Source organism: Serinibacter arcticus (genome assembly GCF_004786095.1).
Taxonomy (GTDB): domain Bacteria; phylum Actinomycetota; class Actinomycetes; order Actinomycetales; family Beutenbergiaceae; genus Litorihabitans; species Litorihabitans arcticus.
Window position 1 is genome coordinate 63,178 of record NZ_RHPJ01000002.1, and the last position, 14,874, is coordinate 78,051.

Genomic DNA, 14,874 nt, shown 5'->3' on the forward strand with positions numbered 1-14,874 from the left:
CTGGAGGTGTGAAGAGTCAGACGTGCGGGTGGACGAGGCTCAGTGAGCGTCGGGACGCAGCAGCTTGGTGCGCAGGATGGCCTCGTTGAGGCCGAGCTGGCGGTCGAGCTCCTGGGCGAGGGCCGGCGTCGCCGTCATGTTGACGACGGCGTAGATGCCTTCGGCCTTCTTGGAGATCTCGAACGCCAGGCGGCGCTTGCCCCAGATGTCGACCTTGTCGACGGAGCCACCACCAGTCGTGATCACGGAAAGGAACTTGTCGAGCGACGGAGCGACGGTGCGCTCGTCAACCTCGGGGTCGAGGATCAACATCAACTCGTACTGACGCATGTAGATACCCACCTCCTCTGGTCTGGGCGGTCACGGACTTTCCGTGACAGGAGGGTGATGCGTTCGTCCGTGCACGGACACCCCGGGTCGGGGTGGAAGCACGCGGACGTCCGATCTTAGCAGTGCGGACGGCCCCTCGGCGCCCTCGCAAGCGCCTGTGGACGCCCGTCGACGCCTGGCACGACGCCGATCACGACACCGCTCAGGACGTCGGCGAGGGCGCCGGCGTCGGGACGGGAGCCGGCTGCTGCGTCGGGGCCGGCGTCGGGGTCGGCGCGGGGGTCGGCGACGGCGTGGGTGCCGGCGTCGTCGGCTCCTGCGTCGGCTCCTCGGTCGGCTCCTGCGTCGGCTCCTCGGTCGGCTCCTGCGTCGGCTCGGGGCCGGTCGAGATCACGAGGGTCACGCTCGACCCGACGGCGGCCTGACCGGAGCCCGGCTCGCTGCGGATCACGAGACCGGCGGCGACGTCGTCGGACGACTCCTGCGACGTCGTCACGGCGAAGCCCGCGGCCTCGAGCGCGGCGCGCGCATCGCCCTCGCTCAGTCCGGCCACGGCCGGGAGGTCGACCTGCTCGGGCGTCGTCTCGGTCGGGGTCGGCGTCGCCGTCGGACGGGTGGGGGCGCTCCGCGCCGGGAAGTCGAGGACCTCCATGCCCTCCGTGGCCTTCGTCATGTAGCTCGTCCACAGATCCGTCGGCACGGTGCCGCCCGCGACCACGCTGTAGCCGCCGAACGGCGTGATCGGGTCCTCCGTCCCGTCCGGACCCGTCTGGTACATCGCGACGACGGTCGCCAGCTGCGGCACGTACCCCGCGAACGAGACGCCCTTGTAGTCGTTGGACGAGCCTGTCTTGCCGGCGGCGGGGCGGCCGAGCTCGCTCGCCGTCTCCCCCGACCCGCGCTCGACCACCTGGGTCATGGCGTACGTGGCGTCCGCGGCGACCTGCTCGGAGATGACGCGCTCGCCCGTCGTCGGTCCCTGGTGGACGATCACGCCGTCCTGCAGCACCCGGTCGATGACGTGCGTGGGGTGCTTCTCGCCCTGCGCCGCGAACGTCGCGAACACGGTGGCCATGTCGACGGCGTGCGGCGAGGCGTTGCCGAGCACGTTGGAGATGACCGGCACGAGGCCGGTGGTGTCGGCCGGCAGCCCGAGCCGCACCGCCGTGTCGATGAGGGTCTGACCCACCTGCCCGTCCTCGCTGATGTCGCGGTTGAGCTGGACGTAGGTGGAGTTGACCGAGTCGGCCGTCGCCTCGACCAGGTCGATGCGCCCGCGGTCGCGGCGGTCGTAGTTGTTGACGGTGTAGACCTGACCGTCCGCCTCCACGTCCATGCCCGTGTAGCTCTCGTAGGTCTCGTCGAGCGAGATGCCCTGCTCGAGAGCCGCGACCAGCGCGAACGGCTTGAAGGTCGAACCGCCCTGGTAGACCGCCTGCGTCGCGCGGTTGAGCGACTCCGTGAGGTAGTCGCGCCCGCCGTACAGCGCCTTGATCCCACCGGTCGCCGGATCGATCGAGACCAGCGTCGCGCGCAGCCCCTCGGCGTGGTCGTCGGGCAGGTCGCCCTCGATGGTCTCGACGGCGGCGGCCTGCATCCCGACGTCGAACGTCGTTACCACCTGCAGCCCGAGACGGTTCAGCTCGTCCTCGCTGTAGACCGGGTTCTCGCCGCCGGTGAGCTCGGCCACCGCCATCTGCAGCAGGTAGCCGTTCGTGCCGGCGTAGGTGTCGGGGCGGGCGTTCTCCACGACGGCGGGGAACGTCTGCGCGGCGCGCTCGTCGGCCGTGATCATGCCGTCGGCCAGCATGAAGTCGAGCGTGCGGTTCCACCGCAGCTCGGCCTGGTCGGGCGAGACGGCCGGGTCCCACGCGCTCGGTGCCGGGATGACACCCGCGAGCATCGCGGACTCCGACAGGGTCAGGTCGGCGGCACCCTTGCCGAAGTACGCCTGCGCGGCGGCCTCGACGCCGTACGCACCGCGGCCGTAGTAGATCGTGTTCATGTAGGCGTCGAGGATCTGCGACTTGTCGAGCTCCTGCTCCACCTTGACCGCCAGGATCGCCTCGCGGAACTTGCCGACGTAGTCGGTCGTGCGCCCCAGGTAGTAGTTCTCGACGTACTGCTGCGTGAGGGTGGAAGCGCCCTGCCGGTCGCCGCCGCGCAGGTTGTTCCACAGCGCGCGGGCGATGCCGATCGGGTCGATGCCCGAGTTGGAGTAGAAGCGCCGGTCCTCGGAGGCGACGACTGCGTCGCCCACGTAGGCGGGCAGCGCGGTCGTGTCGACGATGGTTCGGTTGACCTCGGCGATCTCGCCGATCGGCGTCGTGCCGTCGGAGAAGTAGATCGTCGAGCCCTCGGCGACGGCGAGCTCGTCGGCGGCCGGGACGTCCGTCGTCGCGTAGGCGACGGCGAGCAGGCCGACGACGACGCCGACCCCGGTCGCGAAGGTCGCCAGCAGCACGCGCCAGCTCGGGAGCCAGCGGCGCACCGGGCCGAGCCCGGCGCGAGGGTAGTTCCACCCCTTCTTGCGGACGGGCTTGCGACGGCGCGACGACGTGCCGCTCGAGCCGGAGGCCTTCGGACGGGTCGACGACGAACGCGTCGAGCTGCTGACGGGCTTCCTGGACGGGGGCTTGCTGGCTGCCACGGGGCGCGCCTCCTGATTGCACGGGGTCCGCGGGACGGGCGTGAGGTCGCGGACGTCCCAGTATGGCGACGGGCCGCGGCGGCCCGCAGGCCCCGGCGGCCCGGTTCACGACATCGGCACATTCCCTTCGCGGGGGTCGCGGCGACGGCGTGACCCGCGTCACGCCGTCGGCGGATCTCACGGCGGTTCGTTGACTTGCCACTCTGCTCGATGTATCAATGCGATACATCGAATCGCACTGTCGATCCGACACGTCGTCCACCGAGGACGACCGAGGAGCCGGAGGAGGAGGAGCCGCCATGCGCAAGCGCAGCGACGTGCTCGACCTCGCCATCCTCGGCCGTCTGGCCAGCGGTCCGCTGCACGGCTACGAGCTGCGCAAGCGCCTCGCCGCCACGCTCGGGATGTTCCGCTCGCTGTCGTTCGGCTCGCTGTACCCGCGGTTGCGGGCGCTGGAGGCGCTCGGCTGGATCACCTCCGCGCACACGGCCGAGCTCCCGCACGCGCTCGCGAGCAAGCGGTCGCGCGTGAGCTACGAGCTGACCGCGGCCGGCAAGGAGCACCTGGCGCAGACGCTCACCGCGAGCGATCCGGCCGCGTGGGACGACGACGTGTTCGACGTCCGGTTCTCGATGTTCACGGACACGGACCCCCAGACACGGCTGTGGATCCTCGAGGGCCGACGCACCCGGGTGCTCGAGCGCCGCGAGGCCACGCGCACCGCTGCGGTGAAGAACCGCGAGCGCCGCGACAGCTACACCGCCGAGCTCCAGCGCCACGGCCTGGAGCTCCTGGACAAGGAGGTGGGCTGGCTCGAGGGACTCATCGCCGTCGAGCGTGCCGCCACCGCGTCCCCGCCCGCTGCACCACCTGCGTCACCCGCACCGACCACCGCGCGGCCCCCGGCCGCGGCGGACCCCCCGGCGTGATCGTTCACCCCGGATCCACCCCCCAGAAGGAGAACCCATGAGTTCCATCCGCGTCGCGATCGCCGGCGTCGGGAACTGCGCGAGCTCGCTCGTGCAGGGCGTCGAGTACTACAAGGACGCCGACCCGAGCAGCAAGGTGCCCGGCCTCATGCACGTGCAGTTCGGCGAGTACCACGTGGGTGACCTCGAGTTCGTCGCCGCGTTCGACGTCGACGCGAAGAAGGTCGGCCAGGACCTCTCGGCCGCCATCGTCGCCAGCGAGAACAACACGATCAAGATCGCCGACGTGCCGCCCACCGGCGTGCAGGTCCAGCGTGGTCCGACCCTGGACGGCCTCGGCAAGTACTACCGCGAGACCATCGAGGAGTCCACGGACGAGCCTGTCGACGTCGTCGCCGTGCTGCGCGAGACCAAGGCCGACGTGCTCGTCTGCTACCTCCCCGTCGGGTCCGAGGACGCCGCGAAGCACTACGCGCAGGCCGCGATCGACGCCGGTGTCGGCTTCGTCAACGCGCTGCCCGTCTTCATCGCCGGCACGCCCGAGTGGGCCGACAAGTTCACGGCGGCCGGTGTGCCGATCGTCGGTGACGACATCAAGTCCCAGGTCGGCGCGACCATCACGCACCGCGTGCTCGCCCGCCTGTTCGAGGACCGCGGCGTCATCCTGGACCGCACGTACCAGCTGAACGTCGGCGGCAACATGGACTTCAAGAACATGCTCGAGCGCGACCGCCTCGAGTCGAAGAAGATCTCCAAGACCCAGGCCGTCACGTCGAACCTGACGCAGGCCTCCTTCGCCGGCAAGACCGAGGACCGCAACGTCCACATCGGCCCGTCGGACTACGTCGCGTGGCTCGACGACCGCAAGTGGGCCTACGTCCGCATGGAGGGTCGCGCGTTCGGCGACGCCCCCATCAACATGGAGTACAAGCTCGAGGTCTGGGACTCGCCGAACTCGGCCGGTGTCATCATCGACGCCGTGCGCGCCGCGAAGATCGCCATGGACCGCAAGGTCGGTGGCCCGATCACCTCGGCGTCCGCGTACTTCATGAAGTCCCCGCCGGAGCAGATCGAGGACACCGCGGCGCGTCAGCGCCTCGAGGCCTTCATCGCCGGCGAGGTCGAGCGCTGAGCACCTGATCGGCTGATCGCTTCCGAACGGCCCGGCTCCCCTCGGGGGGCCGGGCCGTTCGTGCGCCCGGCGACGGCGCCCCGGGGCGGCGCGGCCGTCCGGCCGGGTCCCGGGCGCGCGCGTGGTCGGAGCCGCTCGCTGTGCACGCGTGGTCGCCTCGGGCCGCGGTGGCGGCCACCGGTGCACAGGGGAGCGCGCCGACGACCACCCGTGCACAGCGAGCAGCGCGACAGGTCGGAGGACCGGCGCTCCGGCCCGCCGACCTCACCCGGCGTCGGCCTCGGCGCCCCGCGCCGCCCACCACGCCCGCAGCTCCGCCTCGGCGCGCTCCGCGCCCAGCGGCCCCTCCTCCATCCGCAGCCCCAGGAGGTGCTTGTACGCCGCCCCCACCTCGCGCCCCGGCGGGATCCCGAGGATCGCCATGATCTGCGAACCGTCCAGGTCGGGCCGGATCGCGTCGATCTCCTCCTGATCACGCAGCTCCGCGATCCGCTGCTCCAGGTCGTCGTAGGCGTGCGAGAGCCGGTCGGCCTTGGCGCGGTTGCGCGTGGTGCAGTCGGCGCGCGTGAGCCGGTGCAGCCGCTCGAGGAGCGGACCGGCGTCGGTCACGTAGCGGCGCACCGCCGAATCGGTCCAGCCGGCCTCGCCGTAGCCGTGGAACCGCAGGTGCAGCGCGATCAGGTCGCAGACCGCGACCGTCGTCGCCTTGTCGAACTTCAGCGCCTTCATCCGGCGCCGCGCGAGCTTGGCGCCCACGATCTCGTGGTGGTGGAAGGAGACGCGTCCGCCGGGCTCGTTGCGGCGCGTGTCCGGCTTGCCGACGTCGTGCAGGAGCGCCGCGAGCCGCAGCACCAGGTCGGGCCCGGGCACGGGTCCGTCCGGCCCCGACTCCAGCGCGATCGCCTGGTCGAGGACCGTGAGGGAGTGGGAGTAGACGTCCTTGTGCCGGTGGTGCTCGTCGATCTCGAGCCGCATCGCGGGGACCTCCGGCAGCACGACATCGGCCACCCCCGTCTCCACGAGCAGCTCGATCCCGCGCCGCGGCGCCGCCGCCACCATCGTCTTGACCAGCTCGGCCTGCACCCGCTCGGCCGAGACGATCGCGAGGCGCGGCGCGTACTCCGTCATCGCGGCCATCACGCCCGGGTCGACGTCGAGCCCCAGCTGCGCGGCGAAGCGCGCCGCGCGCAGGATGCGCAGCGGGTCGTCGTCGAAGGACTGCTGCGGCGAGGCCGGGGTGTTCAGCACGCCCGCGGCCAGGTCGGTGAGGCCGTGGAACGGGTCGACGAACGTCAGGTCCGGCAGCCGCACCGCCATCGCGTTGACCCGGAAGTCCCGCCGGGACAGGTCGCCCTCGAGGTCGCTGCCGAACGCCACGACCGGCTTGCGCGAGCCGACGTCGTACTCCTCGGTGCGGTAGGTCGTGATCTCCACGACGACGTCGCCCCGCCGAGCCGCGATCGTCCCGAACTCCCGCCCCACGTCCCACGTCGCATCGCCCCACGCCGTCAGGATCGCGTGCGTCTCGTCGGGTCGCGCGCTGGTCGCGAAGTCCAGGTCGGCGCTGCGACGGCCGAGGAACGCGTCACGCACCGGACCCCCGACGAGGGCGAGCTCGTGGCCGGCGTCGGCGAACATCGAACCGAGCGGATCGGTCTCGGCGGCGATCGTGGACAGCACGGACAGGGCGGTGCGCATGAGGGACGCCGGGGTGGTGTCGGAGGAGGGGAGAGCCTGCATGGTCCCCAGGTTCCCACGTCCCCTGTCTTAGGGTGGTGGGCATGTCCACCCCGTCGCCGGCGCCTCGTACGCCGGGCCGGCCGGCTCCGCCGCCCGCCCGCGTGCTGCGCGTCAGCGCCGGACTCCCGGTCGTGGACGAGACCTCCGCGGGGGGTCTGGTGGTCAACGTCGTGGACGGCGTCGCCCTCTGCGCGGTCATCGCGCGGCGCAACCGCGCGGGTCGCCTGGAGTGGTGCCTCCCCAAGGGGCACCTCGAGGGTGTCGAGACCGCCGAGCAGGCCGCGGTCCGCGAGGTCGCCGAGGAGACCGGCATCGTCAGCCAGGTCGTGCGCCACCTCGCCACCATCGACTACTGGTTCGCCGGTCACGACCGCCGCGTCCACAAGGTCGTGCACCACTACCTGCTGGCCGCGCTCGGCGGCGAGCTCACGACCGAGAACGATCCCGACCACGAGGCCGAGGCCGTCGCGTGGGTCGCGCTCGACGAGCTCGCCTCCCGCCTCGCCTACCCCAACGAGCGCCGCATCGTCTCCATGGCGCGGGACGTGCTCGTCGGAGGGTCGTGAGCGTCACCGGGGCCGCCCGCTGGTCACGACCCGCCACCACCGCGTCGGCCCTGCTCGCAGCGCTGGCGCTCGTCGTGGGCCCGAGCGCCCTCGCGCTGCCCGACGGCGGAGCGCCCGCCGCGAGCGCCGCACCCTCACCCGCCGCGCCGTCGCCGAGCGCCACGACGCAGCCGCAGGTGGTCGAGGCGGCCGTGACGCTGGAGCTGACCGACCTCGCCCCGGCGTACGCGCTCCCCGGCGACACCCTCGTCCTGACCGGCACCCTGACGAACACCACGGACGAGGACTTCACCGACCCGACGCTCCGGATCGACGTGCAGCAGTCCGTCCCCACCTCGCGCATCCCGATGGAGCGCTGGTTCGACCCCGCCACCGGCCCGCGCGGCCGCACGGTGGTGACCGCCGACTACGGCGTGACCGTGCCCCCCGGCGGCACCGCGCCGTTCTCCTTCTCCGTCCCGGTCGCCGACCTCGGGTTCCCGATCCGCTTCGACAACTGGGGTGCGCGCGGCCTGCAGGTGTCGCTCACCGGTGACGGCGAGACCGCCACGGCCCGCACCATGGGCGTCTTCCACCCCGGCGAGCCCGTCACCGAACCCAACCTCGGGCTGAGCCTGCTGCTGCCGCTCACGCCGAGCGCCGAGGAGTGGACGACGGCGATCCAGACCGGCGTGGGCGTCGACGAGGTCGCGGGAGACCGAATCCGGGAGGTCGTGGCCGCGGCCGGCCCTGACGCGTCCTGGGCCCTCGACCCCGCGCTGCTCGAGCCGACGGGCGCGACCGAGGAGACCGACCCCGCCGCTGCTCAGGACGGGGCTGGTCCAGCGGATCCCGCGGATCAGGCCGACGGCGCCGACCCGGCCGACCCCACAGACCCCGCAGACCCGGCCGATCCGGCGGACCCGGCCGACCCCGCCACCTCCCTTCAGGACGACCTCGTCGCCGCCGCCGGCGGCCGCTCGGTCATCGCGCTCCCGCGCGCCGACGCCGACATCCCGGCCCTCGCTGGCGCGGGCGTCGACGGGCGCACCCTCCTCACCGACGCCCGCACCTCCTCCCTCGAGGTGTTCGCGGCCTCGGGGCTCCAGGTCGCCACGACGACGGCGTGGCCCGCCGCCCCGGGCGTCAGCCAGGAGTCCCTGGCGCTCGCGGCCAGGGCGGGCTACACCGCCGTCGTGCTCGACGACGTGGCGGACGCCGACGAGTCCCTCACCGCGACGCCGTCGGCCAGGGTCGACGTGATGGGCGAGGCCGCGACCCTGACCGCGCTGGTCTCCGAGCCGCGGCTCTCCGACGCCGTCGCCGGCGAGGCACCCGAGGGTGCGGGAACCATGACCGAGGAGCTCGCCAGCCGGCAGTACGCGCTCGCGCTGAGCGCCGTCATGACGCGCGAGTCGCAGGAGGCGCGCACCCTGCTGGTCACGACCGACCGCGAGGTCGTGGGCGACGCCGGCACCGGCGTCGACGTCGCCGCCCTCGGTTCCCGCGTGACGACCCTGCTGGATGCGCCGTGGGTGACCCCCGTGGGCCTCGCCGACGCCATGACCGGCGCTCCCGACGGCGCCTCGCGCAGCGCGGTGCCCCTCACGGACGACGTCACCACCGGGACCTTCCTGAGCGCCACCGAGGCCGTCCTGGCGGGACACGCCGAGTCCGCCGACCTGCGCAGCGCGCTCGAGCGGCCCGATGCGCTCGACGCCGTCGACGACGTGCTCGACACCGCGATCTCGAGCGCGTGGCGGCTGGACGGGACGAGCCCGTCCGTGGCGACGTCGGCGGCGGCCGACGCGCTCGAGCCCTACTCCACGGCCGTCACGATCGACGTCCCCGCCAGCCTGGTCGACCTCCTCGCGGAGTCCAGCGCCGTCCCGCTGACGCTGACCAACACCCTGGCGCAGCGCGTGACCGTCGACGTCCGCGTCGTGCCCGAGCAGCCGGCGCTGCGCGTCGAGGACGTCGACCCCGTGACGATCGAGCCGGGCGACTCCGTGCGCGTCCCGGTCCCGATGGTCGCGGTCGCCAACGGCCGCACGCGCGTGGACGTCACGGTCGCGAGCCCCGACGGCGCCGTCATCGGCGCGGTCAAGACGTTCGACCTCCGCGTCCGCGCCGAGTGGGAGACCGTCGGCACCGGCATCGTGGCAGCGGCCCTCGGGCTGCTGCTCGTGGTCGGGCTCGTGCGCACGTTCCGCCGCGGCCGCCGCAACCGGGACGGTCACGTCCCCGGCGCCGAGCCCGACGGCGAGGCACCCGAGACACCCGAGGCACCCGAGGGACCGGACGGACCCGACTCACCCGAGGGACCGGACGCACCGGACGCCCCGGAACCAGCCACCGAAGCACCAGCACCCCCGACGAAGGCGACGACATGACGGCCGGCAAGCAGCGCGGACTGGCGGGCGCCGCCGCCGTGATGTTCTCGGGGACGTTCGTCTCCCGGGGACTCGGCTTCGTGCGGAACGCGATCCTCGTCGTCGCACTCGCGAGCGTGGGTGGCGCGAGCACCGCCTTCACGGTCGCCAACTCGCTCCCGAACGCGATCTACATGCTGCTCGCGGGCGGTGTCATCAACGCGATCCTCGTGCCGCAGCTCGTGCGGGCCGCACGCGACGCCGACGGCGGGCGCGACTACACCAACCGCCTCCTCACGGTGGCGGGCGCGGGCCTGATCGTCGTCACGCTGATCCTGACGCTCGGCGCCACCGTGCTGGTGACGGTCTACGGCGCCCAGATGGCCCCCGAGTGGCGGCCGATCGCCTACGCGTTCGCCTACTGGTGCGTGCCCCAGGTCTTCTTCTACGGGCTGTACACGCTGCTTGGCCAGGTGCTGAACGCGCGCAACGTGTTCGGTCCGTACATGTGGGCCCCCGCGGCGAACAACGTCGTGGCCATCGCGGGTCTCGGCGTCTACCTCGCGATCTTCGGCGCCATGCCGCGCGAGCAGCTCGCCGCCGCCGAGTTCGGCACCGACCGCATCATGCTGCTCGCGGGCACGGCGACCCTCGGCGTCGCCGTCCAGGCGTTCGTGCTGATCGTCCCGCTGTGGCGCGCCGGCTTCCGCTACCGCCCGGCCTGGGGTCTGAAGGGTCTCGGCGGTGCGAGCCGGATGGCGACGTGGACGTTCGCCGCGCTCGCGGTCGGGCAGCTCGGGCTCGTGGCCGTCTCGCAGGTCGCCGCCGCGGCCCAGCACGCGGCCGACCAGCGCGGGGGCGTGGAGGGCGCCGTCGCCGGGAACCTCATCTACGCCACGGCGTTCATGATCTTCATGCTGCCGCAGTCGCTCGTGGTCGTCTCGCTGCTGACGGCCGTCTTCACGCGCCTGTCGACCAAGGCCGCGGCCAAGGACGGCGCCGGCGTCCGCGACGACCTGTCCCTCGCGATCCGCACCGTCGGCGTCTTCACCGTGCCCGCCACGGTGCTCCTCATGGTGCTGTCGGTCCCGCTCGCCCGCGTGATCACGCTCGGCGGTCAGGGCGCCGCCGCCGACGAGGCGCTCGGCCGCGTGGTGTGGACCCTGGCGCTCGGCATCCCGGCGCTCGCGATGTGGAGCGCCGTCCAGCGCGCGTACTACGCCTACGAGGACACGAGGTCGCTCTTCTGGATCCAGGTCCCGATGGCCGGGATCGTCGCGGCCGGCACGCTCAGCAGCGTGCTGTGGCTCGGCCCCGAGCTGTGGGTCGCCGCGGCCGGCGCGTGGATCTCGATCTCCTACGCCGTCGGCGCGCTGGTCGGCTACCTCGGGCTGCGCCGTCGCCTCCCCAGCCTCGACGGGTCGCGCGTGCTCCTGACCCACCTGCGACTCGTGATGGCCGCGGTGCCCATGGGCGCCGTCGGGATCGGCGCGATGCTCCTGTGGGGTGCCGACCGCGGCCTCCTCGTCTCGGTCCTCCAGGTGGTCGGGGTGGGTGGCGTCATGGGCGCCCTCTACCTGTGGCTGGCGCAGCGCCTGCGCGTCACCGAGATCGCCTTCGTCACCTCGCGCGTCGCATCCCTGGCGCGGCCGTTGACCGCTCGTCTGCGTACCATGACAGGAGCACGAGGCGAGGCCCCGAGCGAGACGACGGCGACAGGAGAGACCCGGGTGGTGTCCACCGACTCAGTCACCAGCGGCATGCTGCTGGCCGACCGTTTCCTGGTGGGTGAGCAGATCCCGGCCGCCGCCGCCGGGGTGCGCCGCTGGCTCGGTCACGACTCCATCCTCGAGCGCGACGTCGAGGTGCAGTCGGTCTCGGGCGACCACGCCGACGAGATGCTCGACGCCGCCCGCCGCGCCGCCCTCGTCACCGACCCGCGACTGCCGAAGGTGCTGCGCGTCGGCGAGTTCGAGGGCACCGGCTACGTCGTCCTCGAACCCCTGGGCGGCACACCGCTCACCGACGTCCTGGCCCGCGGACCGCTCGCGCCCGACGTCGCCCGCTCCATCACCGGCGAGGTCGCCGGTGCGCTCGAGGCCGCGCGCCGTCGCGGTGTGCACCACACCGCTCTCACGGCGGCGTCCGTCACCCTGACCGGGGCCGGCGCCGTCCGCGTGGCGGGTCTGGGGGTCGACGGCGCAGCCGCCGGTGTCACCCGGAGCGCCGGCGACGCCGCACGCGTCGACGCCGAGGGCCTCGTGGCCCTGCTGCGCGGGATGGTCGGGGCGGACGACCTGCCGGAGCCCGGTGACGGCGGCGACGCCGCACGCACCGAGCTGCTCGAGGCGATCCCGGAGACCGTCCGCACGCCGTCGAACCTCGTGGTCGCGCTCGCTCCGTGGCGACCCGTGCCCGCCGTCGCCGCCCTGCTCGCCGGACCCGACGCCACCGGCGCCGAGGACCTCGACCCCGAGCACACGAACGTCGCCCTGTCGGTCGCCGCGATCGCCGCCCAGGTGCGTCAGCACCAGCGCGACCAGGAGGCGGCCGCCGACGCCTCGGCCGCCGACGTCCCTGACGAGGAGATCGTCCGGGCGCTCGAGGACGGACTGATCGCGGAGGCCACCGCGACCGGTTCCCCCGGCATCCCGACGTGGACCCCGACGGGCGCCGTCACCGGCACCTCGGAGCTCCCGCGCGTCGTCGTCGAGCCCGAGATCGCTGCCGAGGCCGAGGCCGACGCCACCCGCACCCAGGCCTCCGAGCAGTCGGCCGAGGCCGTCGCGGCGAGCGCCGCCGGAGGTGCCGCGCTCGCCGGGGCCGCCGGTTCCGCCGTCGGGGCGGGGGCCGTGGCCGCCGCCGGAGCCGCGGCGGCGTCCGAGGCCGCCTCCGACTCCGGTGCACCCACCGGGGTCGGCCTGGGAGAGAAGGTGCGGGGCTGGCTGCGGCGGCTCGACGCCGTCGTCCCCGCGGAGCGACGGGACGACACGTCCGGCAGCGCGACGGCCGACGACGCCATCGCGCCGGAGCCCGCCGACGAGGCCGCTCCCGGATCGAGCTCCGCCGAGGACGCGGCACTCGCCGCCCCCCCGTTCGTCGCCCCCGACACCTCCACCTGGACCGTGCACCCGCCGGCGAGCCTGGAGGCGGCTCCGGCCTCGTTCGACGACGCCCTGGGTGACCGCGAGCACCTCGCCGGGCTCACCGAGGCCGGACCGTCCACCCGTCACAGCAGCGGCGCCGGCGAGGGCGCGTTCGCGGCGTTCGCGGGCGGGCTGCTGCAGCGCGTCGGCGCGGGCTCCTCGGACAGGCCGACGCCGGAGACCGCGGACACGTCCTCCGCCGCCGTCGAGGCCGAGCACCTGGACGCCGACCACCTCGACACCGGCCGCGCCGACGCCGGCACGCACGTCCTGCCCGCCGCCACCAGCACGCTGCGCGTGACGGAGCGGGTCGAGCCGGACGAGGTGGCCGCGGACGAGGCCCCTGCCACCGCGCAGCCCGTCCCCGCGCAGCCCGCCGTCGAGCGGCCCCCGGTCGTCCGGCAGCCGAAGCCGGAGCGCGCACCCAAGCCGCCGAAGCAGCCCAAGCCCGCGCGCCCCGTGCGCGAGGAGCGCGCGCCGTCGACCGCCGCCCAGGACGCCGACCGCTACGAGGTCCCCGACCGCCGTCCGCCCGGCCGCATCAACGCGACGCCGTTCGTGCTGATCATCGTGCTCGCGGGCGTGGCGTGGGTGCTCTACCTGGCACTCGGATCGCTGCTCGACGCCGCGAGCGGCTTCGGGTCGAGCGACCCCGGGACGCCTGCCCCGAGCACGAGCGAGGCCGCCCGCACCGAGGCCGGCGACGCCGACGTGGTGCCGTCCGACGATCTCGCGGAGGCCGCGACGTCGGACGCCCGAGCCGTCCACCCGGCGGATCTGCCGTCGGGAACAACCACCGCCCCCCAGCAGTTCTAGACCGTGGGCCCGCCGCACACCAGCTGAGCACCCGCTCGCCTGCCGCGGCCCCCTGAGGAGAGATCACATGAGCACCGACGCAGTCGCCCCCGACACGAGCGACGTCCGCGACGTCATCATCATCGGCTCCGGCCCGTCGGGCTACACGGCCGCCGTGTACGCCGCGCGCGCCGATCTGAAGCCGCTGGTCATCGCCGGCAGCGTCACCGCCGGTGGCGCCCTGATGAACACGACAGAGGTCGAGAACTTCCCCGGCTTCCGCGACGGCATCATGGGACCGGACCTCATGGAGAACATGAGCGCCCAGGCCGCGCGGTTCGGCGCCGAGATCCGCTACGACGACGTCGTCTCCGTCGAGCTCGAGGGTGACGTCAAGGTCGTCACGACGGCGGAGGGAGACGTCGAGCGTGCGCGCACCGTCATCCTGACCACCGGCTCCGCCTACAAGGAGCTCGGCCTGCCCGACGAGAAGCGCCTGTCCGGCCGCGGCGTCTCCTGGTGCGCCACGTGCGACGGCTTCTTCTTCCGCAACCAGCACATCATCGTGGTGGGTGGCGGCGACTCCGCCGTCGAGGAGGCCACGTTCCTGACCCGCTTCGCCTCCAAGGTCACGATGGTCGTGCGCCGCGACGAGCTCCGCGCCTCCAAGATCATGCGGGCGCGCGCCGAGGCCGACCCGAAGATCGAGATGGCCTGGTACACCGAGGTCGCCGCGATCCACGGCCAGGACAAGGTCACCGGCGTCACGCTGCGCGACTCCCGCACGGGGCAGGAGCGCGAGCTGGACGCGACCGGCGTCTTCGTGGCCATCGGCCACCTGCCGCGCACCGACCTCGTCGCCGGGCAGGTCGACCTCGACGACTCGGGCTACATCAAGGTCAACCACCCCACCACGGCCACCAACATCCCCGGTGTCTTCGCGGCGGGCGACGCCGTCGACCACACCTACCGCCAGGCGATCACGGCGGCCGGCACGGGCTGCTCCGCCGCCCTGGACGCCGAGCGCTACCTCGCCGCGCAGGACCAGGCCGCCGAGGCCGAGCGCGGCGAGGGCGACCCGATCGGGACCCACGCCGTCGAGGAGACGGCGCCGCTCCCCGCCTGAGTCGCGGACCGGATCGACCTGCCCGATCCACCGCTCCGACCGCCCGTCCGTGGGCGCGCCGCCACCCTGGCGTGCGCATCCCGCGGACGGGCGTAGGCTGGGAACTTCG

The 14,874-nt window shown here is 73.5% G+C and carries 9 protein-coding genes; 6 read left to right on the forward strand and 3 right to left on the reverse strand.

The window, feature by feature from the left end:
* Positions 1–39 precede the first annotated feature (39 nt).
* Entirely contained in the window at positions 40–330 is a 291-nt protein-coding gene (gene rpsF, locus SERN_RS05160) for a 30S ribosomal protein S6 (RefSeq protein WP_135849092.1), read from the reverse strand.
* 202 nt (positions 331–532) lie between these two features.
* Positions 533–2,980, reverse strand: coding sequence for a penicillin-binding protein (locus SERN_RS05165; RefSeq protein ID WP_135849093.1), 2,448 nt, complete (start codon positions 2,978–2,980; stop codon positions 533–535).
* A 299-nt stretch (positions 2,981–3,279) separates the two neighbouring features.
* On the opposite strand from SERN_RS05165, the gene SERN_RS05170 reads away from it, so the two are divergent.
* Both SERN_RS05170 and SERN_RS05175 read left to right on the forward strand, forming a co-directional pair.
* Positions 3,280–3,909: a PadR family transcriptional regulator gene (locus SERN_RS05170; protein WP_135849094.1), complete on the forward strand. Its 630-nt coding sequence runs from the start codon at positions 3,280–3,282 to the stop codon at positions 3,907–3,909.
* 37 nt (positions 3,910–3,946) lie between these two features.
* Complete coding sequence (locus SERN_RS05175) at positions 3,947–5,041, forward strand: inositol-3-phosphate synthase (protein WP_135849095.1); 1,095 nt, start codon at positions 3,947–3,949, stop codon at positions 5,039–5,041.
* Between the two features lie 264 nt (positions 5,042–5,305).
* Here SERN_RS05175 and SERN_RS05180 read toward each other — a convergent pair whose 3' ends face one another.
* The gene (locus SERN_RS05180) at positions 5,306–6,781 is read right to left on the reverse strand and encodes a CCA tRNA nucleotidyltransferase (protein WP_135849096.1); all 1,476 of its coding nucleotides are present in this window, start codon (positions 6,779–6,781) and stop codon (positions 5,306–5,308) included.
* 41 nt (positions 6,782–6,822) lie between these two features.
* On the opposite strand from SERN_RS05180, the gene SERN_RS05185 reads away from it, so the two are divergent.
* From SERN_RS05185 to trxB, 4 genes are all read left to right on the forward strand, one after another.
* Positions 6,823–7,347 (forward strand): NUDIX hydrolase, encoded by a 525-nt coding sequence (locus tag SERN_RS05185; protein WP_135849097.1) that lies wholly within the window; start codon positions 6,823–6,825, stop codon positions 7,345–7,347.
* Entirely contained in the window at positions 7,344–9,719 is a 2,376-nt protein-coding gene (locus tag SERN_RS15475; RefSeq protein ID WP_199241517.1) for a DUF6049 family protein, read from the forward strand. The genes SERN_RS05185 and SERN_RS15475 overlap by 4 nt, the downstream gene beginning before the upstream one ends.
* Positions 9,716–13,660, forward strand: a complete 3,945-nt coding sequence (locus SERN_RS15715) for a murein biosynthesis integral membrane protein MurJ (protein WP_233251491.1) — start codon at positions 9,716–9,718, stop codon at positions 13,658–13,660. The genes SERN_RS15475 and SERN_RS15715 overlap by 4 nt, the downstream gene beginning before the upstream one ends.
* Before the next feature lie 67 nt (positions 13,661–13,727).
* On the forward strand, positions 13,728–14,765 hold the full coding sequence (trxB, locus tag SERN_RS05200; protein ID WP_135849098.1) for a thioredoxin-disulfide reductase: 1,038 nt from the start codon (positions 13,728–13,730) through the stop codon (positions 14,763–14,765).
* The last annotated feature ends 109 nt before the right edge of the window (positions 14,766–14,874 follow it).